This window comes from Segatella copri, from assembly GCF_019249655.2.
Classification (GTDB): domain Bacteria; phylum Bacteroidota; class Bacteroidia; order Bacteroidales; family Bacteroidaceae; genus Prevotella.
The window spans coordinates 948,910-974,964 of record NZ_CP137557.1 but is presented as its reverse complement, the minus strand read 5'-3'; the positions used below and the strand labels follow the sequence as shown (position 1 = coordinate 974,964).

Annotated in this window: 24 protein-coding genes; 10 read left to right on the top strand and 14 right to left on the bottom strand. The window is 40.7% G+C overall.

The features are described 5' to 3' along the window. Nucleotides 1–260 precede the first annotated feature (260 nt). The 3 genes from KUA49_RS03585 (at nt 261) to KUA49_RS03575 (ending at nt 2,686) form a co-directional block, all read left to right on the top strand. Complete coding sequence (locus KUA49_RS03585; RefSeq protein WP_218412971.1) at nt 261–1,502, top strand: ATP-binding protein; 1,242 nt, start codon at nt 261–263, stop codon at nt 1,500–1,502. A 308-nt stretch (nt 1,503–1,810) separates the two neighbouring features. After that, nucleotides 1,811–2,170, top strand: a complete 360-nt coding sequence (locus KUA49_RS03580) for a hypothetical protein (protein WP_218412970.1) — start codon at nt 1,811–1,813, stop codon at nt 2,168–2,170. 258 nt (nt 2,171–2,428) lie between these two features. Beyond that, on the top strand, nt 2,429–2,686 hold the full coding sequence (locus KUA49_RS03575; RefSeq protein WP_218412969.1) for a hypothetical protein: 258 nt from the start codon (nt 2,429–2,431) through the stop codon (nt 2,684–2,686). A 16-nt stretch (nt 2,687–2,702) separates the two neighbouring features. Here KUA49_RS03575 and KUA49_RS03570 read toward each other — a convergent pair whose 3' ends face one another. The 4 genes from KUA49_RS03570 to KUA49_RS03555 are packed head-to-tail and all read right to left on the bottom strand — an operon-like array spanning nt 2,703 to nt 6,526. Further along, nucleotides 2,703–3,797, bottom strand: a complete 1,095-nt coding sequence (locus tag KUA49_RS03570) for an SHOCT domain-containing protein (RefSeq protein ID WP_218412968.1) — start codon at nt 3,795–3,797, stop codon at nt 2,703–2,705. Between the two features lies 1 nt (nt 3,798). After that, nucleotides 3,799–4,233 carry a hypothetical protein gene (locus tag KUA49_RS03565; RefSeq protein WP_218412967.1) on the bottom strand — a complete coding sequence of 145 codons (435 nt, stop codon included), beginning with the start codon at nt 4,231–4,233 and terminating at the stop codon, nt 3,799–3,801. Between the two features lie 7 nt (nt 4,234–4,240). Further along, complete coding sequence (locus tag KUA49_RS03560) at nt 4,241–5,404, bottom strand: HNH endonuclease family protein (protein WP_218412966.1); 1,164 nt, start codon at nt 5,402–5,404, stop codon at nt 4,241–4,243. Nucleotides 5,405–5,407: 3 nt separating this feature from the next. Continuing rightward, nucleotides 5,408–6,526, bottom strand: coding sequence for an adenine-specific methyltransferase EcoRI family protein (locus KUA49_RS03555; protein WP_218412965.1), 1,119 nt, complete (start codon nt 6,524–6,526; stop codon nt 5,408–5,410). A 657-nt stretch (nt 6,527–7,183) separates the two neighbouring features. On the opposite strand from KUA49_RS03555, the gene KUA49_RS03550 reads away from it, so the two are divergent. The 3 genes from KUA49_RS03550 (at nt 7,184) to KUA49_RS03540 (ending at nt 10,583) form a co-directional block, all read left to right on the top strand. Beyond that, nucleotides 7,184–7,450, top strand: a complete 267-nt coding sequence (locus KUA49_RS03550; RefSeq protein ID WP_218412964.1) for a hypothetical protein — start codon at nt 7,184–7,186, stop codon at nt 7,448–7,450. 519 nt (nt 7,451–7,969) lie between these two features. Beyond that, a complete protein-coding gene (locus KUA49_RS03545) occupies nt 7,970–8,425 on the top strand; it encodes a DUF6078 family protein (RefSeq protein WP_218412963.1) in 456 nt (151 codons plus the stop codon). Nucleotides 8,426–8,687: 262 nt separating this feature from the next. Further along, a complete protein-coding gene (locus KUA49_RS03540) occupies nt 8,688–10,583 on the top strand; it encodes a VapE domain-containing protein (protein WP_218412962.1) in 1,896 nt (631 codons plus the stop codon). Between the two features lie 199 nt (nt 10,584–10,782). Here the strand turns inward: KUA49_RS03540 and nhaD are convergent, their stop codons facing one another. Together nhaD and KUA49_RS03530 are read right to left on the bottom strand one after the other, a co-directional pair. Next, nucleotides 10,783–12,153, bottom strand: a complete 1,371-nt coding sequence (nhaD, locus tag KUA49_RS03535; protein WP_218412961.1) for a sodium:proton antiporter NhaD — start codon at nt 12,151–12,153, stop codon at nt 10,783–10,785. A gap of 270 nt (nt 12,154–12,423) precedes the next feature. After that, nucleotides 12,424–12,591, bottom strand: coding sequence for a hypothetical protein (locus tag KUA49_RS03530; protein WP_412178594.1), 168 nt, complete (start codon nt 12,589–12,591; stop codon nt 12,424–12,426). Between the two features lie 257 nt (nt 12,592–12,848). Here KUA49_RS03530 and KUA49_RS03525 point away from each other — a divergent pair, with 257 nt between their 5' ends. From KUA49_RS03525 to KUA49_RS03510, 4 genes are all read left to right on the top strand, one after another. Continuing rightward, a complete protein-coding gene (locus tag KUA49_RS03525; RefSeq protein ID WP_256624865.1) occupies nt 12,849–14,963 on the top strand; it encodes a TonB-dependent receptor in 2,115 nt (704 codons plus the stop codon). 33 nt (nt 14,964–14,996) lie between these two features. Then, a complete protein-coding gene (locus KUA49_RS03520) occupies nt 14,997–16,226 on the top strand; it encodes a DUF4374 domain-containing protein (protein ID WP_218412959.1) in 1,230 nt (409 codons plus the stop codon). 42 nt (nt 16,227–16,268) lie between these two features. After that, nucleotides 16,269–17,399 carry a PepSY-associated TM helix domain-containing protein gene (locus KUA49_RS03515; protein ID WP_203051499.1) on the top strand — a complete coding sequence of 377 codons (1,131 nt, stop codon included), beginning with the start codon at nt 16,269–16,271 and terminating at the stop codon, nt 17,397–17,399. A 306-nt stretch (nt 17,400–17,705) separates the two neighbouring features. Beyond that, nucleotides 17,706–17,921 carry a hypothetical protein gene (locus KUA49_RS03510; RefSeq protein WP_218412958.1) on the top strand — a complete coding sequence of 72 codons (216 nt, stop codon included), beginning with the start codon at nt 17,706–17,708 and terminating at the stop codon, nt 17,919–17,921. 146 nt (nt 17,922–18,067) lie between these two features. Here KUA49_RS03510 and KUA49_RS03505 read toward each other — a convergent pair whose 3' ends face one another. From KUA49_RS03505 to KUA49_RS03470, 8 genes are all read right to left on the bottom strand, one after another. After that, nucleotides 18,068–18,736 carry a hypothetical protein gene (locus KUA49_RS03505; protein ID WP_218412957.1) on the bottom strand — a complete coding sequence of 223 codons (669 nt, stop codon included), beginning with the start codon at nt 18,734–18,736 and terminating at the stop codon, nt 18,068–18,070. A 36-nt stretch (nt 18,737–18,772) separates the two neighbouring features. Beyond that, entirely contained in the window at nt 18,773–19,222 is a 450-nt protein-coding gene (locus tag KUA49_RS03500; protein ID WP_218412956.1) for a hypothetical protein, read from the bottom strand. 339 nt (nt 19,223–19,561) lie between these two features. Beyond that, nucleotides 19,562–21,127, bottom strand: coding sequence for an ATP-binding protein (locus KUA49_RS03495; RefSeq protein ID WP_218412955.1), 1,566 nt, complete (start codon nt 21,125–21,127; stop codon nt 19,562–19,564). A gap of 213 nt (nt 21,128–21,340) precedes the next feature. After that, a complete protein-coding gene (locus KUA49_RS03490) occupies nt 21,341–22,009 on the bottom strand; it encodes a hypothetical protein (protein ID WP_218412954.1) in 669 nt (222 codons plus the stop codon). A gap of 25 nt (nt 22,010–22,034) precedes the next feature. Continuing rightward, complete coding sequence (locus KUA49_RS03485) at nt 22,035–23,390, bottom strand: PD-(D/E)XK nuclease family protein (RefSeq protein WP_218412953.1); 1,356 nt, start codon at nt 23,388–23,390, stop codon at nt 22,035–22,037. Nucleotides 23,391–23,744: 354 nt separating this feature from the next. Further along, nucleotides 23,745–24,110, bottom strand: coding sequence for a hypothetical protein (locus KUA49_RS03480; protein ID WP_238405816.1), 366 nt, complete (start codon nt 24,108–24,110; stop codon nt 23,745–23,747). A 231-nt stretch (nt 24,111–24,341) separates the two neighbouring features. Then, nucleotides 24,342–25,598, bottom strand: coding sequence for a type II toxin-antitoxin system HipA family toxin (locus tag KUA49_RS03475; RefSeq protein WP_218412952.1), 1,257 nt, complete (start codon nt 25,596–25,598; stop codon nt 24,342–24,344). Then, nucleotides 25,588–25,905, bottom strand: coding sequence for a helix-turn-helix domain-containing protein (locus tag KUA49_RS03470; protein WP_089543833.1), 318 nt, complete (start codon nt 25,903–25,905; stop codon nt 25,588–25,590). Before KUA49_RS03470 ends, KUA49_RS03475 begins: the two co-directional genes overlap by 11 nt. Between the last annotated feature and the right edge of the window lie 150 nt (nt 25,906–26,055).

The window sequence follows — 26,055 nt, the reverse complement described above, 5'->3', positions numbered from 1 at the left end:
CAGCTAATCCTGCTGGCATCACTGCCAGCAGGATTCTACGCTTTTTGATACAGAAGCATACATAAAGCAAGCCAAAAGTTTAATTTTATTAAACATTCCCAGTTTTTGACATTTGTGTCATTTTTCGGGAATGAACACACGAAAAGCCATTGACATCTTACTTTCTGGGGCTTACGTTACGAGATTTTGAATGCAAAAGCCCACAAAGGAGCCGATTTATTCCCGATTTTTGTCATTAATGACACTTTTCGGGAACGACTATGATTATAAAAAGAGATTATTATTTACAGCAACTCATATCGAGCAAGTCTAACAATCTCATAAAGATTGTAACTGGAATTAGAAGAAGCGGCAAATCGTTTCTTCTCTTCAACTTGTTTCACAATCATTTGATTGAAACAGGAATAAGTGAAGACCATATAATAGAAATTGCATTAGATGATCGCCTCAACAAGAATTTGCGTGACCCTGATGTTATTCTACGACATATTCATGAACGTATCGTAGATGACAAACTCTACTATATCATATTGGACGAAGTACAAATGATAGATGAGTTTACCGATGTGCTGAATAGCCTTTTGCATATTCGCAATGCTGATGTATATGTCACAGGAAGTAACTCCAGATTTCTATCCAAAGATGTGGTTACAGAGTTTCGGGGACGTGGTGATGAAATTCACCTATTCCCATTGTCTTTTGCTGAATTATATAATTCTGTAGGAGGAGACAAGTTTGAGCTGTGGAAAAGTTATTATACTTATGGTGGACTACCAGGTATATTGGAATTGGATAGTGACAAGAAGAAAGCTGCATACCTCCGATCTTTACACGAAACAGTGTATCTCAAAGATATAATAGAGAGGAACAACTTGAAAAACAGCGAAGAATTCATGGAGTTGATGCGTGTGATGGCTTCAGGTATAGGTTCTCCGTGCAATCCTAGTAAGTTGGAAAATACATTCAAAAGTGTAAAGAATGAAACGCTTGACAGAAAAACCATATCCAAATATCTTTCCTACATGGAAGATGCTTTTCTTATAGAGAAGTCAATGCGATATGACATAAAGGGCAGAAAATATATAGGTACACTTTCGAAATACTATTTCCAAGACATCGGACTACGCAATGCCTTACTGAATTTTAGACAAGTGGAAGAGAATCATATCATGGAAAACGTCATATACAATGAGCTTCGTTTACGAGGCTTTTGCGTTGATGTGGGTATGGTAGAGGCAAGGACTGCAAAAGAACGCAAACAACTGGAAGTGGATTTCGTTGCAAATATGGCAGACCGTAGATATTATATCCAATCAGCATTTGCAATGCCTGATGATGCAAAAAGAGAGCAAGAATGCGCTTCATTAAAAAGAATCGACGATTCCTTTAAGAAGATAATCATAATGCGCGATGACATAAAACCATATCATGACAACAATGGCTTTTATATTGTCGGGTTAATGGATTTCTTGCTAAAGCCAGATTTGATGGAACAATTATAGAAATCGGAGAAAGAATCCATTCGTCATGAGTGGACTCTTTCTTTTGACAATCATAGCTTACCTATTATTATATGGTTGAGTACCTTACATTCCCCAACTTTTCGGGGAATGTTTCCACATACTTTCCTCATTTTCCACACCATCTACTTTTGGTACGCAAAATGTAAATATCTGATAATCAACCCATATCATTTTCATTATTTTTTTTGGCACGCAGATTGTGACTATGAATAGCGGGTTCGATAATGAATCCACAAAGAAAGTAAGTAAGTAACATTAAATAGTAACAATTTTAAAAATATACGATTATGAAGAAGTTTATGTTTGCAGCTATCGCAGCTATGGTAATGGTTTCAGTAAGCAACGTTTTTGCATCAAGCAGAATGGTAAGTAACGCAGAGGTAGCACCAGTTGATACCGTAGCTCCAGATGCTCCTTCAGATACAACAGAAATTGGCACTCCTATCCAGCCACAGGCTACCACTGAGGATTCTACTCAGCAGGAGACACCAGCCGAAACTACTACAGATACTCCTGTAGCAACAGAAGAGAACACCCAGGCAGAGCAGCCAGCTACTGTTCAGGAGACTCCACAGGAGAATTCCCAGGAGGAAACAACTCAGCAGCAGGAGTCTGCAGAGACAGAGCAGCAGACAAATGCTGAATAAGAACTCACAAGAGAGTTCTGTAGAGTTCTATAGAGTTCTATTTGCAGACGACATATTAAGAATAATAGGGAAAGCGTAGAATCCTGCTGGCAATGATGCCAGCAGGATTCTACGTTTTTTGATACAGAAGCATACACATGGATTTCAAAAGAGCAAGCCAAAAGTTTAAATCTATTAAACATTCCCGTTTTTTGTCATTAATGACACTTTTCGGGAATGACTATGATTATAAAAAGAGATTATCATTAAAATCATAACATGACAACAATGACTTTTAAGATGTCAATGGTGCAGTACAGAAACCGATACAGCGCCATCTTATCTGACCATTGCGTAGAATTCCTGCACCTTGTTATGGAGCATAGAAGCATAGAGAAGACCATCTTTCCATTCTTCAGGAATTTGGTTTATTCCATATTTAGCACCCAGGATTGCTACTGCTGCATTGGTATCCGCATCTCCTACACATCACAGTATGGATTGATGCTAAGATCAAGAGCAGAAGTGGCATCATGATTTGTTCCGGTATTTATTATTGCAATAATTTTGCTTTCTGTGCCTGGAATTCTTCTTCCGTAAGAACTCCAGCATCCTTGAGCTGCACCAATTTGGTAAGTTCATCAGCAATACTATTTGATGCAGAGACACTTATCTGCTGGTTTTGGCTTGCACTACTCTTATCAACTATATCTATGATGATGGAAAAAATGTCTTTTATGCCTGTAACCTCTTTCATCAACCCTTCATAGAATATTTTATCAGCATCTTTCTTGGTTTCAAGAATCGCTCCATCATTTCTTGAATTGTAAATTTCAAGCAAAATTGTGGGATCAGAAGTACTCTTGAGCAATATTTTTATAGACATCCTTTCGATTTTCTTGTTTTTGACAGCCTTTGCAGTATTACTACCAACGATAGCACCAACACCACCAAAAAGCAAACCACCAACAACAGCTCCACCGAGAGACTTATTGTACATATCATTACCATTTTCTTCATACGTAATGCTTACGATATCAGAATATCGGTGCAGATGCATACTTGTAGGAGTCACGATAGCAACAAATTCATTGACATCATCAGTAATGAAAGCATAATCATTATATGCCTTTACTGCTGGAGTAGATTTCTTCAATATAACATTCCATTTTTTCAAAGTGTAATTGAGATTGAATTCTTTAAGCATTATATTGCCATTGTTATTCTTTATACGCAAAATCTTGTTATGAGTAGCATCATAAGATACGATGTAACTATCTGTTTTCACCGTTTCCGTAACAGAAAAATCTCTAACTACTTGTGTATTTCTACCTTCATTAGTTGTAGCGCATACGGTCACGTCCTGTTTTTGGGAATTAAAATATAATTTTAAGTCACCATTTCCAAAACAATCATCGTAATCCAGCGTTTGGGCAAAAATGTCCTGTTGTTCTTTTCTTGCCTTTCGGTTAGAAGCTTTATTCTTGGCATTAACAGCCATGACTAAACCTACAACTACACCAACAGCGGGTATTATAGCTATAGGATTTCCTGACTTATCTGTAGTGTAAGAAAATATAGCCATAATAGCAAAAACTACGGTAAGAACTATAGCTCCACCAAAATCCAAATCATTTTGTCTTTTCATACTAAATTATTTTTACGAATATTACAATTGGAATTATATAACACAATAAATCACAAATATCAAAGATACCTGGGCAAAGACCGAACTGTTGCAGGACCTCTAATACAACTGCAGATATAGGAAGAGGTAGAGCTAAAGATAGCCTCATTTTCTTATTCAGTTGCGTAGTACATAAATACATAGCCATAAGATATGATGCAGTCCATAATCCGGCAGGTAAGCTATAGACCACAAAATCCGGCAAATGAACATGCTCAGCTTTATTCCTTACCATATCAACAGTCGTGGAACCACCCAATTTGTTCAATACCTCAAACAAAATAATGTTTTTAGGACGATAAAGCAAATATACCAGTCCCCCTAAGAGTACCGGCATTAATGCTATCGCCCATTCCAAACAAGGGTACTTTCCTAACTTCTCTAGCACTTTGTCCATACTTAAACTATCTGTTTCCTTTAGCCCGATTATGGGTCTTGCAGAGCATCTGACAGTTGCTTTCGTCTGTGGCTCCACCTTTGCTCCATGCTTGTACATGGTCAGCATCCATTTCCTTTAATGCCCAGATTTTGTCTTTATTGGCATCGTGTCCAATTTTACAAAGAGGACAATTGCTTTCATGCTTCTTTTTGGCATCTGCCGTCTGACGATCATAAACCCTGCGTTTGGTATTGTCATCGAAGACACGGACATTCAGAAGTCTTGTATCCTTGCAACCGCCAAGCACATATTCAAATACGTTCTTTTTATCTTGAACGCATGGATCGTTATAAAGCTCTTTCACCTTTTGTGAAACCTTGATATGATCGTATGGAGTAGTATGGTACTTTTCGTAGAGTTCTCCCCAATTCAATCCCTTCATCTTGGGATAGACATCATCAAAGGTCTGCTCTATCCATGAAATGACATCGTTGAAATATAGTTTGAGTTCATTGATATCGGTATCACGACGATGCTCCTGCATATAATCCTTGATGTTGCCATGACTAACCCATCTCAAGGCTTCTTGCAGAATTTCCTGTCTGTTTGCGGAACCAGAGATATAGCATCCCCATTTCTGTAAACGAGTATCTTCCTTATTACTGAATTCCTTTCGGGCTGCAGAAACGAAAGGTCCTGAATAAATCGCATTCAGTTTCTCCTGGTCATTGAGTTTGATACCACCAATGTTGATGATTTCAAACCACTCCTTGATTTCAGACTCCGTACCTTCGCAAATGTATGCAAGTAACGTAGTGTTCTCAATACGTTTTTTTTCCTCTTCATTCAAGGATTTGAATTTATAAGGATCACCGTCTTTCATATAAGAAAACTTACCAATCAGATATCTTCCAAGACTTGTAATACGTTGCTGCCCATCAAGTACCTCCAAACGTCCATCAGGAAGTTTGTTGAAATAAAGTAATCCCAGTGGATAATTGTTCAACACCGAATCAATGACAGCGGCTTCTTTTTCACTATTGTTCTCACTATAGAGATAGTTGCGCTGGTATTCAGGTTGAATGGTAAGCTTGCCAGCCAAACCATACAACCCCTTTCCATCAAGTTCACTATATGTGAATCCTTCACATAGCTCCTTTACGGTATATGTATGTAATGTTGCTTCCATGATTTATTGCTTTTTACGAATTAAAATTCGGGCATATTGTCTCTTATTATTTACGACACCACATCCTCCTCTATCTTCAGGATGAACGGAGTATCCGATTTCTTTTAATATGTCCTTAGGTGCAGATGCTCTTGTATTTCCACAAGCTTGCCAAATAATATCAAATTGCTCTGGGCAATATTTGTCTAAGAAAGTGATAGATACACCCATGATACCATCATAATCCGAAGGTATCGCATCAAAGTAATTGACTTCGATAGCATTATAGTTATCGTAAGGCATGTAGCCGATTCCATTGATTTCTTTGTGTTTACTATACTTTATATTATCCTCTTTTGTCAGTAAATTCAACGGATGATGACGCCTACCGTGCTCTATATTAGTATACCAACAAATCCCAGAAACTCTATTAACTTTTATACCATTAATTTCTTTATCAAACTTATAGGTCGGAGCATATTCAAAATCGTCAGGAACCCTAAAAAACATACCCCTATTAAAATTCGTTACACCAAGCCACATTTTATTGTATTTGAATAGAGGAAAAACTTCCTTATATGTAATACAATTTATATTGCCAAGAATGATAAACTGCTTATCAGCCTCAACAATCCACGCAAGAAATTCTCTAAAAAGTGAGAATGGTGGATTCGTTACGATAATATCCGCTTCATCTCTTAACTTTTTAACCTCATCACTTCTGAAATCACCATCTCCTTCAAGATAGTCCCACTCCAAATCACCAAGATTGATTTTACCATCACCAGTAGTGTCTTTTTCTAAAACGAAAATTTTACCATGGGTGTTAGTCTTAGACTTGTCAAACTTTGGAGAAGTTGTTTCCAAAAAGGATGTTTGAATTCCTGCTTTGATAACCTTGCTATTGATAGCATAGCTCGTTGAGATGAGTTTCTTCAAGCCTAGTTCTTCAAAATTCTGTGCAAAATACTTCGTGAAGTTACTCCACTCTGGGTCATCACAAGGCAGAAGAACCGTCTTGCCACGAAATACGTCAGGATTGTAATCAAGATAGGCTTCCATTTCGGTTTCTATATCATAGAACATAGTATAGAACTCGTCTTTCTTGGCAGCCTTAGCATTTGATAATGTACTATTTGCCATAATTTATTGATAGTTGTTACGCACCCAACTATCAATCCGCAAAACGCAATAGGGTATAAAAAAGGCGTGATGCCTCTTATCGCGTTTAGCACGGGGCGGCCTCGGAATGGAGCCCCGGAATCCTCTAAGAATGCACCACGCCTATAGCGTGTGCATCGCTGTCTGAGGAAACCAGAGGCTACTATACGAGCCACCTGTCACATATTATTTTCGTGCTTTTTATTCCAAATTGAGTTTCCGAGGCTCTTGGCTAAACGCGAAATAATAGCGAATGCTTTTGTTTTTACCCACAATGTCTTGGGAACCATCCTAATCTTAGAACAATACCCGATGCAAAGGTACAAGTTTTATTTTTAACAACAAAACTTTTAGCAAAAAAGTTTCAAAAAAAGTTGTTTGAGGGGACACAAATGGGAAGAAGAAGTAGTCTTACTTGGCTAGCAACTTTAGATTTTGGGGAATGTTTCCACATACTTTCCTCATTTTCCACACCATCTATTTTTGGCATACAAAACATAAACACCTGATAATCAACCCACATCTCTTTCATTCTTCTTTTTGGCACATAGATTGCGACTATGAATAGCGGGTTCGACAAGGAATCCACATAGAAAGTAAGTAACATTAATATAGTAACAATTTTAAAAAGATAAGATTATGAAGAAGTTTATGTTTGCAGCTATCGCAGCTATGGTTATGGTTTCAGTAAGCAACGTTTTTGCATCAAGCAGAATGGTAGGTAACGCAGAGATAGCACCAGTTGATACCGTGGCTCCAGATGCTCCTTCAGATACAACAGAAGTTGGCACCCCTATCAAGCCACAGGCTACCACTGAGGATTCTATCCAACAGGAGAATTCCCAGGAGGAGACAACTCAGCAGCAGGAGACTACAGAGACTGAGCAGCAGGCAAATGCTGAATAAGAAATCACAAGAGAGTTCTATTGAGTTCTATTTGCAGACGACATATTTAAGAAATTAATTGGGAAAGCGTAGAATCCTGCTGGCAGTGATGCCAGCAGGATTCTACGCTTTATTCATTAAGCAAATCCTACACAGGAATAAAATCCAGTTTCCTTCTCAATGAAATTTCAGTTTCGTAAAGACCAAATTTATATTAGCAAGGATTTATCGCGCGCATACGTATAAATGTTTTTCTTCAAAAAAAGTATCAAAGTCTCATTATTTATATAAAAAATAATGTTATATATCTAGTTCTCAGATTATTCTATCGAATGATACTTCTCGAAAAACAGCGAAAGAAGTATCATGGAAGTATCATAAAATTATGGAAATGCATCATAAAAACACTAATAAGAAGCAGAAAAATACTATTAATAAGCGGAAATAAGCTACAAAAACATATAAAAAATTGCTGTTTTCGGGCAATAAATACCCATTTTTCTCGTTATAATAGAAATTTTTACCAAAAACATAGCAACTATGGATGAAAAGGAACTTTTGAAAAAGGCTTTCGAATACGGAAACGTACCTAGCCTCATCACCTATTGCTTCACCGAACCATGTCCGATGAAAGACAAGTGTATCCACTATCTATCCGGTCTCTATAAAAACGAGGAAACTGATAGAGGAAGTGCCATCTTCCCAAATGCCCTGAAAAACGGGAAATGCGAGTACTTCGCTCCGCTGCGTGTCGTGAAAATGGCATGGGGATTCGACAAACTTTTTGCCGAAATGAAAGTGAAAGATGGACCAGCATTGCGCGCCGAAATGAGAGACTACCTCGGTAGCAAAGGACAATACTACCGATACAAACTGGGACAACTGAAACTCCTCCCGGAACAGCAGAAATATATCAAACAGCTCTTCGCCAGATACGGATATAAAGACGTTGAATTCGAACACTTCTCTGAAGAGATTGACTTCACTAACAGCTAATCTTTCCAAGAATTTATTGTTCTACTTTTTCAGTTCATCAGATGTTCCCTCTGTGCCCACTAACTGTTCCTACCATGCCCGTTACACGGGCATCCACAGCCCACCAAGCGGGCATCCACAGAACAAGTGCTGGGCAACAAGTGCCCATAAGGCGGGCAATGAGTGCCCAAAAATCGGAACTTGTTTTGGGCAACACTGAAAAGAGTTTATAGTTTACAGTTTACAATTTACAGTTAACACTTAACCATTAACCAGAAATACAATGAAGGTAACTATCGTACATACAAATAACAAGAAGCAGCTCCTCGTAAGCACCAAGACGATGGAGAAGCTGATGGAACGATTCGCAAGGGATGATAGCAAACTGACTATCACCCACTTCCGCGAAAGCGTTCCGTATCTTAGCAACAACTATGAAGGCTACAAGGATTTGCCGAAATGGATGCACATCTATCCCGCTGCTGAATTCGCCAAAGATGACAACAACAACCTGAAGATGAAAGCTTTCAACGGCATCCTGCTGCTGAAATTTGGCAACATTACTGATGTTGATGGTGCGGAGGGTGTTAAGCGCTCGGTAGCCATTCTGCCTTCTACCCTTGCCGCCATCACAGGTGCCGACGGAAAGACTGTTATCGTTCTGATAAAATTCCAGGGCGAAAAGGATTCCCTGCCTACATCTGAAGCGGATGCCGAGCATCTCTATCGCATCGCTTACCAGCAGATTTTCCCTGTATATCAGGCTATTGTCAAGGCTTCGATTCTTGTAGATGGTCCGAAACCTTCTATCGAGGCAGGCTCTACCCTATCCCAAGAGCCCTCGATTCACAACAGTTTCATGATGACGCTCGATGCGGCGCCTTATTTCAACAGCAAGGCGGTGGCGATGAAGATTGATAGCCATGCACGTTCTCAAAATCTTATTCCAAACACGGGAAATAATCAGCAGATGATAGCTGATTCCGAAACAGCTGAAGCAAAGAATGACAACAAGAAAGAGGATAAGAACAGCGTGAGAAGCAACATTGTGAGTATGATGAAACTGCTGGAAAGCAGATATGATTTCAGATATAACACAGTGATGAAATATGTGGAATATCTGCCGAAGGACAAGGGATGGTATGGCTACCGACCTGTGGAACCCAGAGTGCAGAAGCGCATGACGCTGGAGGTGCAGCTGGCTGATATCCGGGTGAGCATCAAGGATGTACGTAATTTTCTGGAGTCTGATTATATCAAAAACTATAATCCGATAGAGGAATATCTCTTCCAGTGCTACGACAAATGGGATGGAAAGGATCATATCCGTGCCTTGGCCCGCACGGTGCCTACCGCCAATCCTCATTGGGCAGACTGGTTTTACACCTGGTTCCTGGGCATGGTGGACCAGTGGCGCGGCTATTCACATCGCCAATACGGCAACTCGGTGGCCCCGCTTCTCATTTCCAAACAGGGTTACAACAAGAGTACTTTCTGTCGCCGACTGCTGCCGCCGGAACTGCAGTGGGGGTATAGTGACAATCTTATTCTGTCGGAAAAGCGTCAGGTTTATCAGGCGATGGCGCAGTTTATGGTCATTAATCTCGATGAGTTCAACCAGATTTCGCCACAGGTGCAGCAGGGATTTCTGAAGAATCTCATCCAGTTGCCTACGCTGAAATACAAGCCTCCGTATGGCAGTCATGTCATGGAATTTCCTCGTCTCGCCTCGTTCATCGCCACGAGCAACATGAAGGATATTCTCTCCGATCCATCCGGCAACCGAAGATTCATCGGTGTGGAACTGACGGGACCTATCGACGTGAGCGTTCGCCCGAACTACCAGCAGCTTTTTGCCCAGGCACTTTCTGCCTTGAACAATGGCGAAAAGAGTTATTTCGATGCGCAGCAGGTGAAGCTGATTATGAAGAGCAACAGCCAGTTTGAGATAATCCAGCCGATAGATCAGTATTTCCTGCTCTATTTCGAGTTGGTTGATAATGAGAAAGAGGGTGACTATCTTACTGCCGCCGAGATTTTCGACTATCTGAAAAAGCAGATTGGTTCATCTATCAAGGTAAACAGTCTGATGGGATTCGGCAGAAAACTGGCGAATATGAGTGAGTTGAAACATAAGAGATTTGCAGATGGAATGAAGTATCTCGTAAAGAAAAAGTGAAATAATGATACTTCTATGATACATGAATGAGACTTCCCGGCATCAGAACCGAGAAGTCTCATTCTTTTTATCTTATTATCTATCAAGTCTTTAAGCCGATATTTTTAACCAAAAATGAGACTTTGAGACTTTTTCTTCAAAAAAAAACTTTTTCACGTAAGCGAAAACTATGAACCTTTTAAGCAGAAATGCTTATCCTTTAGATAGCATAAAGGAAGGTGCGGATAAACCAGTAGCTGATGATACCTGCGATGTAACCTACGAAAGCAATCCAGGAGATATGCTTCATATACCAGCCGAAGGTAATCTTCTCCAAGCCCATTACTACCACACCAGCGGCACTACCGATAATCAGCATTGAACCACCTACACCGGCACAGTAAGCCAGCAACTGCCAGAAGATGCCATCCACAGCCATATCACCAGCGGCTGCCACAGGATACATTCCCATACATCCGGCTACCAGAGGCACATTGTCAACAATACTTGAAAGCACACCGATAATACCAGTAACCAGGTAGTGGTTGCCATCGAATACGACGTTCAAGCCCTGACCCAAAGCTGTCAACACACCAATCTCAGCCAGGCAGGATACTGCCATCAGGATACCGAGGAAGAAGAGGATGGTACTCATATCAACACGAGAAAGCAACTTGGTTACTCGCTTCTGAGTGCCCTCGGCATCAGCTCCACGATGCAAACCGCGATAGAAAACTTCGGTAGCAGTCCAGAGAACGCCCAATACCAGGAGAATTCCTACGAATGGAGGCAAGTGGGTGATACTCTTGAAGATAGGAACGAAGATCAAACCGCCTACTCCCAACCAGAACACAGCCTTGCGCTGACCTTCGGTGAAATCGCTGACCGATGCATTCTGCTGGTCAGAAACCTCAGGCATCACGAGTTCGCCCTTCAGCATGGTCTGAAGGATGAGGGCAGGAATCACCATGGAAACCACAGACGGGATGAAGATTTCGGCGATAACGCCGGCTGCAGTAATCAGTCCCTTGTTCCAGAGCATGATGGTGGTAACGTCGCCGATTGGTGAGAAGGCACCACCCGAATTGGCTGCGATGATGACGAGGGAGGCATAAACCATGCGATCCTTGTGGTCGGTGACAAGCTTTCGGAGAATCATGATCATCACGATACTGGTGGTCAGATTGTCGAGGATTGCAGAGAGGAAGAAGGTAAGGATAGCGATACGCCAGAGGAGCGCACGCTTCGACTTGGTCTTCATCACCTTGCGAACCCAGTTGAATCCGCCGTTCTGGTCAACGATTTCCACGATGGTCATTGCACCCATCAGGAAGAAGAGTGTTGTGGCGGTATCGCCCAGGTGTTCCTGGATGATTCCGGTCACCTTCTCCACCATTCCAGCAGCACCGCCAGTATAGTCAGGGTGCATCAACTGGAGATACTGCATTGGATCCACCATGTAGAGGGTCCAACAACCTACCAACATCAACAGGGCTATCGCAGCCTTGTTAACCTTTGTCAAGCTTTCGGTGGCAATGAGTGCATAGCCGAGCACGAAAACGACAATAATAGAAATTGTAAGTGTAGTCATTACTTTTTATTTATTATTAGATATTCTTTTTTCCTTTAGATATGATTTGGCACGTATGTTAACCAAACGGCTGCAAAGATACAAAAAGAAAAGCAATAACCATCCTTTTCTGTATTATAATTATATGAAATCGTTTACTTAATTACGGTTTTAACCTGATAATAACCGATTTCGACCAGTATGGTTGAGGCATTTCGTTGTTTAGCACATGCTTGTTGAATTTGGGGAATCCGAAAATGACATCAGTATAACTGTAACTACTCAGTACCCCTATGGGCATGAGTAATCGTCTTGCTGTTGTACGACAGCAAGAATTGCATTGAATTTAGAGTTTCCATTCTTCATGGCTGTTTCCGCTATGGAATGTAGCTTGGCAAAATCATCAGCACCTTCATCGGTACGGAAGCATCCGCTGACTTTCTGCTTTATCTTTATCATTCTCACCCCCTCGTTCGCTGGCATTATTGTCATAAGGTACAAGTGGATAGGAGAGGAAAGTGAACAGATAGTTTTTTACCTTTAGGGCACTCCGAATAAAATATACTTAAATTTAAGAGGACTGTAAATCACTATTTTTAGGTATTGCATATTCCTCATAGAAGCCGTACCTTTGCACCCTCAAAAGAAAATAAGGTAAAAAGACAAAAATTAATATGAGAGTGAACAAAAAAATAGGTCTGTGCATTCTTTCATCAATGGCCATCAGCACGAATCTGAATGCACAGGTAGGAAAAGACTCTGTCCTTCTTGAAGAAGTTCAGGTAGTGGGTAAATCAAAGGCACGCAGAATGCAAGAGCAAGCTTACGCAATCTCTGTCTTGGACTTAAAGAAACAATACCAGACAGCGGCTCCCTTGAACAAGCTTCTTAATAGTGTTACGAGCGTCAAGATTAGAGAAGACGGTGGACTGGGTTCCAACTATAGCTTCTCCCTGAATGGCTTCTCTGGCAACCAGGTGAAGTTCTTCATCGATGGCATTCCTATGGATAACTTTGGCTCTTCCTTCAACTTGGCCAATATCTCCGCAAACATGGCTGACAGAATCGAGGTGTATAAGGGTGTGTTACCAGTATATCTCGGCTCTGACGCACTGGGTGGAGCTGTGAACATCGTGTCACGCAAAAATGCCAACTACCTGGATGCCACCTACTCCATCGGTTCTTATAATACGCACCGCTTCTCTATCAATGGAGCTTATACATCACATGGAGGATTCACCATCAGAGCCAACGCCTTCGCCAACTACTCTGACAACAACTATAAGGTATGGGCACCTATCGTCAACCTTTCCACCAACAAACAAGAGGGCTACGAATGGGTGAAAAGATTCAATGATGGCTACCACTCATTCGGTTTGAAGGTGGAAAGCGGCATCGTGGGCAAATCATGGGCAGACTACTTGCTCCTGGGCTTGATTGCATCCACCGACAAGAATAATGTACAAACAGGAGCCACAATGGATGCGGTGTATGGTGGTGTAAAGACCAAGAGTTTCTCCATTATCCCAAGCATTAAGTACAAGAAAGATGACTTGTTCTTGCCAGGACTGTCTTTGTCTCTTTATGGCACGTACAATATCGTGAACACCCAGAATGTAGATACGCTTACCAGAAAGTATAACTGGAAGGGAGAATATGTTACCAGTACATCGGCTGGTGAAGGTTACCTCACCGATGCTACCATCAAGGAACGCCAGTGGCAAGCCAATGCCAATCTGAACTACGTCATAGATGACCACCAGTCGGTCACTCTGAACAATGTATTCACTGCCATGCGCAGAAAGAGCGATGACAAGATGTACCCAGACGATGAGATGAACAATGTACCACAGCAACTCACCAAAAACATCACAAGCTTGGGCTATCAGGTGAGATTCCAAAGATGGAATGCCAACATCTTCGGTAAGATGTACCGGCTCTATAGCTCCACCTATAAGCTGATGGACCAGTTCACCGAAAACCAACGATGGGAGAAGGTGTCTGACAGAAAGCATCGCTTTGGTTATGGAGCCGCTGCCACTTATTACATCTTACCTTCTTTGCAAGCCAAGGTTTCCTTTGAGCGTGCCTTCCGTATGCCAGAGACCGTGGAGATGTTTGGTGACGGAATGGTTCAGAAGAGTAACCCAGACCTCAAACCAGAGAGTAGCAACAACTTCAATGCGGGCCTTCTCTTTGACCAAAACTTTGGTCCTCACAGAGTGCAGGCAGAGGTCAACTACATCTATAGAAACACCAAGGACTTCATCTTGAAGGGAGTGAGCTTGACCAGCAACCCTACCACCAGTTATGACAACATTGGCAAGGTGCATACGCGTGGTATAGAGGCCTCTCTGGGATATTCTTACAAGAGAAATCTCCATATCAATGGAAATTTCACCTACCAAGACATCAAGGACAAGCTGGAGTTTGAGAAATCACAGAATACCTACGTGGGCGATGGCATCACTGAGAACATCACCTTCGGACAGCGCTTGCCAAACATTCCATATCTCTTCATGAATGGACACGCTGACTACAATTTCTTTGATTTCGGGTGGAAGGGCAACACCCTCTCCCTCAATTATGACATACAGTATATCCATAGCTACTATCTCTCCTTCACCGGACTGGGAGCCAAGGCCACCAAGAAGGTCATACCAGAGCAGCTGAGTCACAATGTATCTCTGGGTTACAGCATGAAAGATGGCAGATACAGCGTCATATTGGAATGCACGGACATCACTAACGAGAAACTGTATGACAACTATCGCTTGCAAAAACCAGGCAGAACATTCAACATGAAGTTCAGATATTACATCAGCAAATAACATCCATTGAATTAAAAGAAATTTGATTAGACAATGAAAAAAATATATAGCAACATCATGCTCATGGCCACCATAGCCATGACATCCCTCACTCTGTCATCATGCGACGATGACCTCAGTGGCGAGCAAGAAATTCCAAACGCCCCTTACGTGCTTAGCTTGGGCGTAACCTCCAGTGGCAATACCTCCTATTACGTGGTTTCTACAGACAACTTGATGGAAGGAACCATCAATGCTGTAGGTAAAGGTATCGAGCAAAATGGCTATCACGATTATCAGCAAGGCGGCAATACCATCTTCTGCATCGGAGGACTGGGAGTAACCAACGCCACAGGAGTGGTAAGAGGCTCCGACGGTCTTCTGAAGGAACAAGGAGAATTCGTTTTCAACAACTCCATCAATGGATTTTGCCAAGTGGATGGGAACACGATGGTGGCCCTGGAACTGCCAAGCAATAAGGAAAGCGGTAACAAATTGACTTTTTATACGGTAGATGCCCATACGGCAGCCATCACTTCCAAAAACAGCAAGACTTCTGTTTCTCCAATAGATAATCTCGACTGGCCAAGCATCACGGGAATGGCACATAGTGGCGGCAACCTCTATGTTACTTATACACCGATGAACAGCAAAACATTCGAGACTGCTTATACTGACACTTGCTTCGTAGCGGTATATTCATATCCAGAGTTCAAGTTTGTCAAGCTGATGAAAGACACGCGAATGGGACCTGGTGGATCATGGAACGCCTTCAATGGATTTGTCAAGGATGAGGAAGACAACCTCTACGTGATGTCCAACTCCGCCATTTCCAACGGATACTCTCAAAGTACCAAGCATGCAGGCTTTCTGAGAATCAAGAAGGGATCCACCACCTTTGACGAGGACTACTTCTTCGATTTCGAACAGGCCACAAGTGGGCTAAAACCTGCCCATATCCAATATATCGGCAATGGACTCGTCTTTGCGGAAGTGAGTACCATCACCCCTCAGACCGCCAATGACAGATGGGGCGACAAAAGCCTAAAATGCTGCATCATCGACCTCAAAAACAAAACTGTAAAAGACGTGGAAGGAATCCCTGTGCACAATGGAAATGGTGGCAGAAGATTCGCTTGCCTCATTGAAAACGGCTACGCTTTCTTGCCGGTGTCAACAACTGATGGCATCTACATCTATAGAACCGATATTGCCACAGCCAAGGCCGAGAGAGGAGCTCGTGTCTCCACATCTTTCGTAGGAGGCTTTTTCAAACTACCATAAACATCAGAAAAGCAGAAAATAGGAAAAATATATCAAGAACGGATGAATATCAAAAGATTATGCTACCTACTCCACTTATGGATAGGTCTAGCCACTGGAATCATCGTCTTTGTTGTCAGCATAACAGGGGCCATCTATCTCTTCAAGGATGAGATCAGCTCAACCTATCAACCTTGGAAAAAGGTGGAGGCAAGGAATCAGCCTTTTCTCCAACCTTCCAAGCTGATAGAGATTGCCAACACACAAAGCCACCAAGAGCGTCCTTCCGCCATCACCATAGGCGAAAAGGATGAAGCCGTATGGGTGGATTACTTCGGAGAGAAGGGACAGACAACCATTTATCTGAACCCTTATGACGGAAAGATAATCCATACTAGCCACTTAGGAACCGATGAGTTTGACTTTTACCGATTCATCTTGAACGGACACCTGTATATGTGGTTTCCTCGAACCATCGGAAAACCTTTGGTTAGCTATGGAGTCTTGCTTTTCTTCCTGACTCTCCTCACAGGATTGGTCATCTGGATGCCAAAGCATATCACGTTACATCTTCTGAAGAAACGTCTCGCCTTTCATCGTCCATTCAAGTGGAGACGATTCGTATATGATCTTCATAATGTATTGGGTATATACATGCTCCTACCGATAATAGTGGTAAGTATCACAGGCCTTATCTTCGGCTTAGATTGGTTCAGTCATGGTATCTACCAACTGGCCTCTGGCGGAAAACAGATGGAAGCATACACCTTACCTCCATCCGATTCTCTCCATATCCAGAGTAAAACGGCAGGCATCGACCTACTGCAAGCCAAGATTCTAAAAGAGAGTCCTAACGCAGTACAATACTACTATGCACTCCCTGCCGATAGCCAGGGAAGCTATAGAGTGAGTGTGGTACATGAGAAAGGTTCCTATTATAAACAAGACAATCTTTTCTTTGACCAATATACTCTCAAAGAGCTAAAAGGAACAGGCCCATATGCTGGCAGATACAAGGATGGCACACCAGCAGATAAACTGATTCATGCCACTTTGGACCTACATGAAGGCATCATCTTGGGATGGATAGGCAAAATCATCATGCTATTTGCTGCACTTACATCAGCTTCATTGCCTATTACAGGTTTCCTGCTGTGGAGAAGAAAGAAAAACCAAAAGAAACCAGTAGGATAAGAAGATGTACATCAAGCAAATACACCCATAAAAATAGAAGGCAGACTTGGATATCCATCATACTCCATGTCTGCCTTCAATCATTAACAAGATAAAGCATCAAATGGTGCATCCATCTCTTAAATACATACTAATCTCCAATGTAACTACTCATGCTCATAGGGGTACTGAGTAGTTACGTATAACTAGTAAAAAGTTAATTAGTAATAAAGTTCTTACTAATATACTTCTTACTAAAACACTTCTTACTTTAAAAATTATTACTACCTTTACATTCAACATTAAATGATGAAGAAGGAAACGATTATGATAGAAAATCCCTTTGAATTCGGTAGAGCTGTGGAAGATGAATATTTCACCGACCGCATAGACGACGCTAAGCACCTGAAAAGCTCTGCAAATGTGCAAAGCATCAAGAAGGCGTTGATAGCTAGAGATTTCATAGATGCGGATGGGGATTTCGTATCGTTTAACGACCCGTTCTTCAAGTTGTGGATCAGAAGAAACATTACGCAGCTTTGATAGTATTCGCAACAACTCAGCCCCCAAACACGAAGTTAGCTTCATCAAGCATCGAAAGTAGTTTCGGTGTCTGATGAAACTACTTTCGATGCTTGATGAAGCTAATATACTTACGGAGGGAATTTTTCCTCCATCAACGTTTCCTTTTATTGCTCTGAAGATATAGAAGCAAACAAAGTTACTTTTTGCGGAGTTGCTTCTCTGAATGTCCAGTAGAGGCTGCTCTCTTCAGGGAAAGTATCCATGTATTCATTGAGAGAAGCCAAATGCTTGGATAGAGTCTTCTCATCATACTTACCTACTGTAAACGACAGAAGATATTTGCCGCTGTCTTTTAGATTGACTGGCTTCAGATGGCTGAGAGCCTCAGCTATGTCGTCTTGATATTCATAAGAATAGACAGATACCACATTCTTTCCTCTGATGATATCGGAGAAACTTCTGAAATCAAAGCCTACCATACCATGAATCTCCACATTCTCATGGTACACTTGCAAGAAGTGCTTCAATTCCATGTATGGATTACAGCCTGGATTTTGCTGAAAAGACAAGATAGAGTCGATATCGGATTCATCCTTGATGCTGAGTTCCGGAGTCATTTTTACGACTACATTCTTTCTGGCACATTCGTGGTTCTCCAATACCTGATGAACATGTTCTGCTCCTTCGGCAGTAGATACCACTACCATATTGATAAGTGTGCAAGAACGGTTCTCGATGGAATATATTCCATCTGAGCGAAGCTGATTGATAGCTTGCTGACTGACATCGTCAGCAGCTATCAGCAGCAAAGAATCAAATGCGATTTCTTTCATGAGAAGACTCATTATCACTATTAAGATGAACTATTATTACTTTAAGTCACTTCGCACAGAGCATTTTTTACCATCAGATTTTTTAATATTGATATAAGCTGCATTAGAAAGGTAATACGCAAAATCATCATTGTCAGATTGGTTTACAAAGTCTATTACCTCTTTCTCTGAAACTTCATTAAAACCTTTATTTGACAATAGATGAATCAAACTAAGATATTGACGCAGATGACTACGTAATGTTATCTGGTCTTTGAAAGGAATAATTCCTTCTCCAATCTCTTTTGCAATACCATCTTGATTGAGACTATACGATTTCTCATCATAAGCCTCTCGGTTCATTATCATCACTTTGAACGGAGTTGAAGCATACTTATCAGGGAAAATGACTCCATCTCTAATCGTATATGAAGCATCCTTAAAAATACTATTGTACAAAGCCCATAGCTTATCTTCCCACTTATTATATTCTAAAATATTTTCCATATTTTATCTAACTTCGCAACACTATAATTTATATTCTACAAACACCCAAGCTGCAAAAAACTGCCTAGGATTATGCCATATCAGAAATACCTCTAATCTTAGTGCTGCATGAATAGAATAGCAAAACTCTGAATGACATGGCAAAATTACAAATAAAATATGAAAATTGACTGCACAGGTTCGTTTTTTTTCGCAAAACGATGAAATAATTGAAATCTGCATGAAATAAATCTATCTTGTGCAACTGATTTTCCATTTGCATCCGTATGGTTACTGCAAAAAATCCGAAACAGATAGCTGCCAATGCTTCTGTTTCGGATTATCTTTTCGTTTTCTTTCTTATTCTTCCCTGATTATCCAATCACCAATCGTACGCTGATTACTATCGAAATTTACACCTATTTTAAACAGGCGCTTACCATCTGCAGAATATGGAATCAGATATCCCTTTTCATCAATCTGTCTAATAGCTTCTTCGGCAGAACCATCATACTTCAGTTCAAAAACAAACACGGCATCAGGCATATACACCACGGCATCAGCCCTGCCTATCGCACTGTTCTCCTCTACCCTCATGTAGGCACCCATCAGGTTGAAGATAAGATAGAACACCGTCTGGAAATCCCGTTCGTTCTTATTACTCAAGCGGTTGGAGATACTAGCAAGATAGGCTTTCAGGCGAACCATCGCTCCTTCAACATCAGCATCATAGAGCTTTTCAAGAAAATCACCTACCAAACTGTTGTTATCCAGCGATATTGGCGAAAGATAGTTGGGCGCAAGACTCTTGAGCATACCCGTCTTAACCTCCTTGTTAGGATATTCCAGCGTATAGCGATGCAATATCGGATTATACTTCTTGATGGTGAGGTAACCGCTCTGATAGAGCAGCGGAAGTGCAGAGGTCACCAGTTCGGGCGAAACATCAAAGTCATCTATATCACATGACTTTTTCTCTATATCCATCACGCTGACATGGTACTTCTGCAACGTTTTGATAAGATAAGTTGGCGTTCCAGAACCAAACCAGTAAGAGGCAATATCCCGTGCATTCAGTGCCTTCACCAGACTGAACGGATTGAAAACATCTTCTGATTTTTTACTGAAATGATAACCATCGTAGTATCTCGTCAACTCAGCCAGGCATTCCTCGTACGTCATGCCAAGAGTTTCCCCAAGAGCCTCTATATCCGGTTTCATCTGCGTACAAAGTTCAGCCTTACTGATACCACAGATAGCCGAATACTGGTCGAACATGCTGATATTATCGAGGTTGTTGAGTTCGCTGAAGATACTGAGCTGAGAGAACTTAGTAATACCCGTAATGAAGGTAAACTCCAGATATGGGTCGAGCTTTTTTAAAGGACTATAGAAGTTCTGCATAATGAGACGCAACTGCTTGAGTACATCCTTCTCATGCACCACATCCAGCAATGGGGCATCATATTCATCAATAATGACAACCACCTTTTCGCCCGTCTGTTCGTAAGCTCGCTTTACTATTCCATCCAGTCGGTCGTTTGGATACAATTCATCATCATCCCTGCCATAGAGCTTCTCGTATGGTTTCAGCTGCAAGTCGAGATAATGCTTCAAGCCTTCCTCATCAAAATGCTTGGCACCACTCAGGTCGAAATGCAGCACAGGATGCTTCACCCAATCCTTCTCGTAATCAGCAATGGCCAATCCCTCGAAAAGTTCCTTTCTTCCCTCAAAATAAGCCTGAAGGGTAGAGGCAAAGAGAGACTTGCCGAATCGTCTCGGACGACTCAGAAAGATATAGGACATCTTCTTTTCCCTGAAATCCACGATATATTTGGTCTTATCTATATAGAGATAGCCATTCTCGCGGATTTTTTCAAATGTCTGAATTCCTACAGGATATTTATTTACTATTTTTGCCATATTCCTACATGCTTTACGTTTTGCGCTGCTAAGTTACGAAGAAAATCTGAATTAGCCAAGCATATTCTAAAAATTATTAGGAAAAGAAGCCCAAAAACGAAGTTAGCTTCATCAGGCATCGAAAGTAGTTTCGGTGTCTGATGAAACTACTTTCGATGCCTGATGAAGCTAATATACTTACGGAGGGAATTCTTCCTTCATCAACGTTTCCTTTTATTGCTCTGAAGATATAGAAGCAAACAAAGTTACTTTTTGCGGAGTTGCTTCTCTGAATGTCCAGTAGAGGCTGCTCTCTTCAGGGAAAGTATCCATGTATTCATTGAGAGAAGCCAAATGCTTGGATAGAGTCTTCTCATCATACTTACCTACTGTAAACGACAGAAGATATTTGCCATTGTCTTTTAAATTGACTGGCTTTAGATGGCTGATAGCCTCAGCTATGTCGTCTTGATATTCATAAGAGTAGATAGATACCACATTCTTTCCTCTGATGATATCGGAGAAACTTCTGAAATCAAAGCCTACCATACCATGAATTTCCACATTCTCATGGTACACTTGCAAGAAGTGCTTCAACTCCATGTATGGATTACAGCCTGGATTTTGCTGAAAAGACAAGATAGAGTCGATATCAGATTCATCCTTGATGCTGAGTTCCGGAGTCATCTTTACGACTACATTCTTTCTGGCACGTTCGTGGTTCTCCAATACCTGATGAACATGTTCTGCTCCTTCGGCAGTAGATACCAGTATCATATTGATAAGTGTGCAAGAACGGTTCTCGATGGAATATATTCCATCTGAGCGAAGCTGATTGATAGCTTGCTGACTAACATCATCAGCAGCTATCAGCAGCAAAGAATCAAATGCGATTTCTTTCATGAGAATGATGCTTGGTTGTTATAAACTACAGCTTGTCTATGATACCATACTTTTTCAGTATTTCAAAACGGGTTCTCATAAAATCAAGCATCTTGCCATTGCGCATATCTGCCAAAGTTTGAGGATCATCCCAATCATACCAATTTTTATCACATTTTCTATTCTCGTCACTTAAATACGAAAATCCCCAAGGGAATTCTTTCCATTGCTCTTCAGAAAGTTTACCCGGTAGATTCTCTTGTGTGAACTTAGGATACTCGTCATCTGGATTGCCAGACTCTATCTTAAATTTATGTTTCAGCTCTTCCAGATTTGAATAGTCCCCATTAATAATAGACAACCCATATAACATTCCGCCATTATTATCGTCTGTTCGTGAGAAATAGCCAACCACGAATCCTACTTGTGATTGACACTTCTTCTTTCCTACAAAAATCATCCAAACATCTTTATCATTATCCCATTTAATGATGTTAACATACCCATTATCATTTTCACGAAGTTCAAGACCATATTCACCTGCCTTTTGCACTAGCTTTTCACAGAAGTCTTTTCTGATTTTCTCTTTTATCTTTTCCCCACTATGTATGATATTAAGTGTCACATCTAATAAATTTTCATCTGAAAACAACAAATTCCACAATTCATTTTGATATTTTCCTTCCATAATCTGTCTTGTATTTTTTATATAAGTTATGTATTGCTTAATCACTTCATGAATGCGAGGGCATCCTTTTGATATATTCAAGCACTCATCAAGCCAAGATAAGATATTTGGCTTATTATCAGACAGGTCATAACTTACCGGATAATAGATTATTTTATTGGGACCCGTAGAATTCTCCGAAGCATATTGACCAGATGGAGTGAGATATATCAAGATAAAATCCTCATATTTCTTATCATCTTTGCCATGATTATAATATCGCTCAAGTTGCTTAGGTTGATCTTGAGCAGGATTGCCATATCTATCAAACTTGTTTTCAATAATGATAGCATGCTTTTTGTCATCATGCAAGAGAATATCTATTTTTCCTCCAGTAGAAGTACCATCCTCAGATATCTCATTATTGCCCAAATAAACATCTTTATATTCAATATGACTCGAATTGATATCATATTGAAAATCAGACTTCAACTTTTTCACAACCATTTTCAGGAAAGCCTCCAAGAAGCCTTTCCCCACTCCATGATTGGCATCCTTATCAAGCAGCATACGAAGAAAAGGAGTATGCAGTTGTTCCTCAAAGCGCGAAAAATTCAAATATTCAAAAACACTGAAATATTCGCCTTTTGCCTCACGCTCTTTCTTCTCAGCCTTACTTTTCTGTAAGATAGGCTGAGCTTCTTGCAGCAATTGCTGTATAGCTTTTAAATCCATATTACTAAAATTTTAATTTCATTCTTTTTCTTATACTTATTCCACATTCTTATAATGTCTATATCAGAAAACGGAAAAGTCGGGAAGATATTATATAAATTTCATTTTTTTATTTCCAGTGCAAAAGTACAGAAGACATGGGTAAATTGGCTGCACAGGTTCGTTTTTTTTTCGCAAAACGATGAAATAATTGAAATCTGCATGAAATAAATCTATCCTGTGCAACATATTTTCCTACTTTTCCGTTATCTTTGTACCAAATTAAAGAAACAGAATATGGCTATCAATCAATTGAACAAATATGTCTGGCTGGTGGAAACCATCCATCGGGCAAGAAAAAGGGGCGGCATCACATTAAGAGAAATCCAAAGCAGATGGAAGGATTCTGATCTCAGCGAAGGAACTATAGCTGAGTCCTTCAATCCGATTCTGACAAACATATTCCTTATCGATAAGTTCCTGAGTTTCGTTGGAATATCTGAGCAATGTCAGGATTCTGCAATCCAGGTATTCCGTCAAATCTGAAAACCGGATTTGGGTATCATAGCACCGGTCGGCAAAGAGGGCCATGATAACACTTGCCCGCTTGGAGATACACAGTTTATCTGAAACCAAACCAAGATACGGATCTACTTTCTGATAAAACTCTTCTCCGAGAGAAGATCCTTTTGCCTTTTCTACGATTATCTCGAAGGCCTGGAGCAAATCTATCTGCTCCACATCTTTTTTATCTGATATTTGCTTAACCATCATCATACAACATTAATACATTCATTTTTGGATGCAAAATTAAGATGTACCTATGAAAGTTGGTTTCACAGATTGAGAAATTTTTCTTCTGCGTAGTATTTTTGATGGCTATGGATACCAATTTTAACCAGTCACTTACCTTCAGAATGATAAGGCAGCATATATCATATCAGGCATGTTATTCTTACTTTTGTACATCATTTAACGGTTTTCTTCCAAAACCCGTTCTATTTTGCGTATCCAGTGCTCATCGATTTCCACTTTCTCTGCATAAGACTTGAAGTTCATCACTACGTCTTCCACTTCTTCTATGATACTAGAAGCATTTCTGATATCCTGTCTTTGTGCAAAAAGCATCAAATCCTGCTTCGTTATATTCTTTCGCTTGCCAAGAACCGTAAGTTCATGGTTACGATAGAAATGCGAATCAGGATCGGCGGAAAACACGATGTCGTAAGCTGGCGATATATGCCATTCTCCGTTGGGATACATCACAAATGAGAAGTTCTTGGTATGGTCATCTACATTTTCTGCAAGTACATTAAACACCATTCTCCTATATTGCTGACTCTGCTCTTCAGCAGACAAATTCAGTTTTCTACCCACAACAAACAAATCTTCGTAAGTATCAGCCAAGGAACTCATGGCAGCCAAAGTCTGAGTATATATTTTTCTACCCTCCACTCTATCAAAGCGTTGGGTCAGAAAATTCTGGGTTCCTTCAATCTCTACCAAACGAGAAGGCATCATGTTGATACCGGCATCCTTGGCCATCAGATAATAAGCCATCTCTACCCTAGTAAAAGGAAGTTCATTTTTCCTGCTTGTATCAAACTTCAATATATAGTGCTTAAAGTTAGACGGCAAATCGGCTTGGCCAGAACGAATAATACCTGTAGCCTCATCCATACCGATAATAGCCTTAGGACGCTGACCGCCAGCGGAAGTTCCCACCTTGTACAAATCTTCCATAATAAGACTGTTGCTCATATCAATGTTCACATCCTGCCTGTCCAGAAATATCTTATTGGCAAGTTCATAAAGTGAAGCCAACTCGATATTTACAGATGCATCCTCCTGGATATGAGCAGGTTGAAATTCCAAGGCACCCATTGCTCTCTTACCGATAAAAGACAGTCTATCCACTGCATTTACCATTTTGGATTGCAGATGATTGGCTTCCATCCATTTCTGGAAGACCACATTTCCCCAATGGTCAGGCAGAGAATCTGCTATGAACTCAGGCAAACCGGCATAAAGTTTTTCTCTGTTTCCAGACATAGGGAAAGTTCTTTGGACATAAACAGAATCCAACGGTGCTACCAATGGAGCAATATTCCATCCATACTGCATAAAATCCTTGTCGAATTGGAAGACAGAGCAGCTGCGCTTGTCATCCCAAGACAACAAGCCCACATTCTTATCCCACAAATTCACCTGCACAACATTATCTTTCATGTCTTACCCTTTCCTTCTTTTCATTCATTTTCTTCACTTGGCTAGGCAGAATTGGCAGTGGCGGCAAGAGTTTCTCTGCTTCCTGCAGGAATCCGATGCTTCTCAACAGAGAAAGAATAGTGCCAAAACCTATGTTCTTAGCTTCGCCTTTTTCAAACTGGCTAATGGTGAAAATGCTCACACCAGCCTTTACAGCCACCTCTTTCTGAGTGAGATTGCTGAACAGACGATATTGCTTGAATCGTCCTCCTAATTCAGATATAATCTCAGAATTAGACTTTGCCTCTATACCATATTCCGTAATCATGCTGCAAATATAGTTATTTCTTTATTTATCGCCAAATATAGGGTTAAATATTTAAATATCTTTAGTTATTTAAAGAAAATTATGGAAGAGATAAAGGAGATAAAGGAGTAAGGAAACCATATAAAAAATCCGAAACAGATAGCTGCCAAT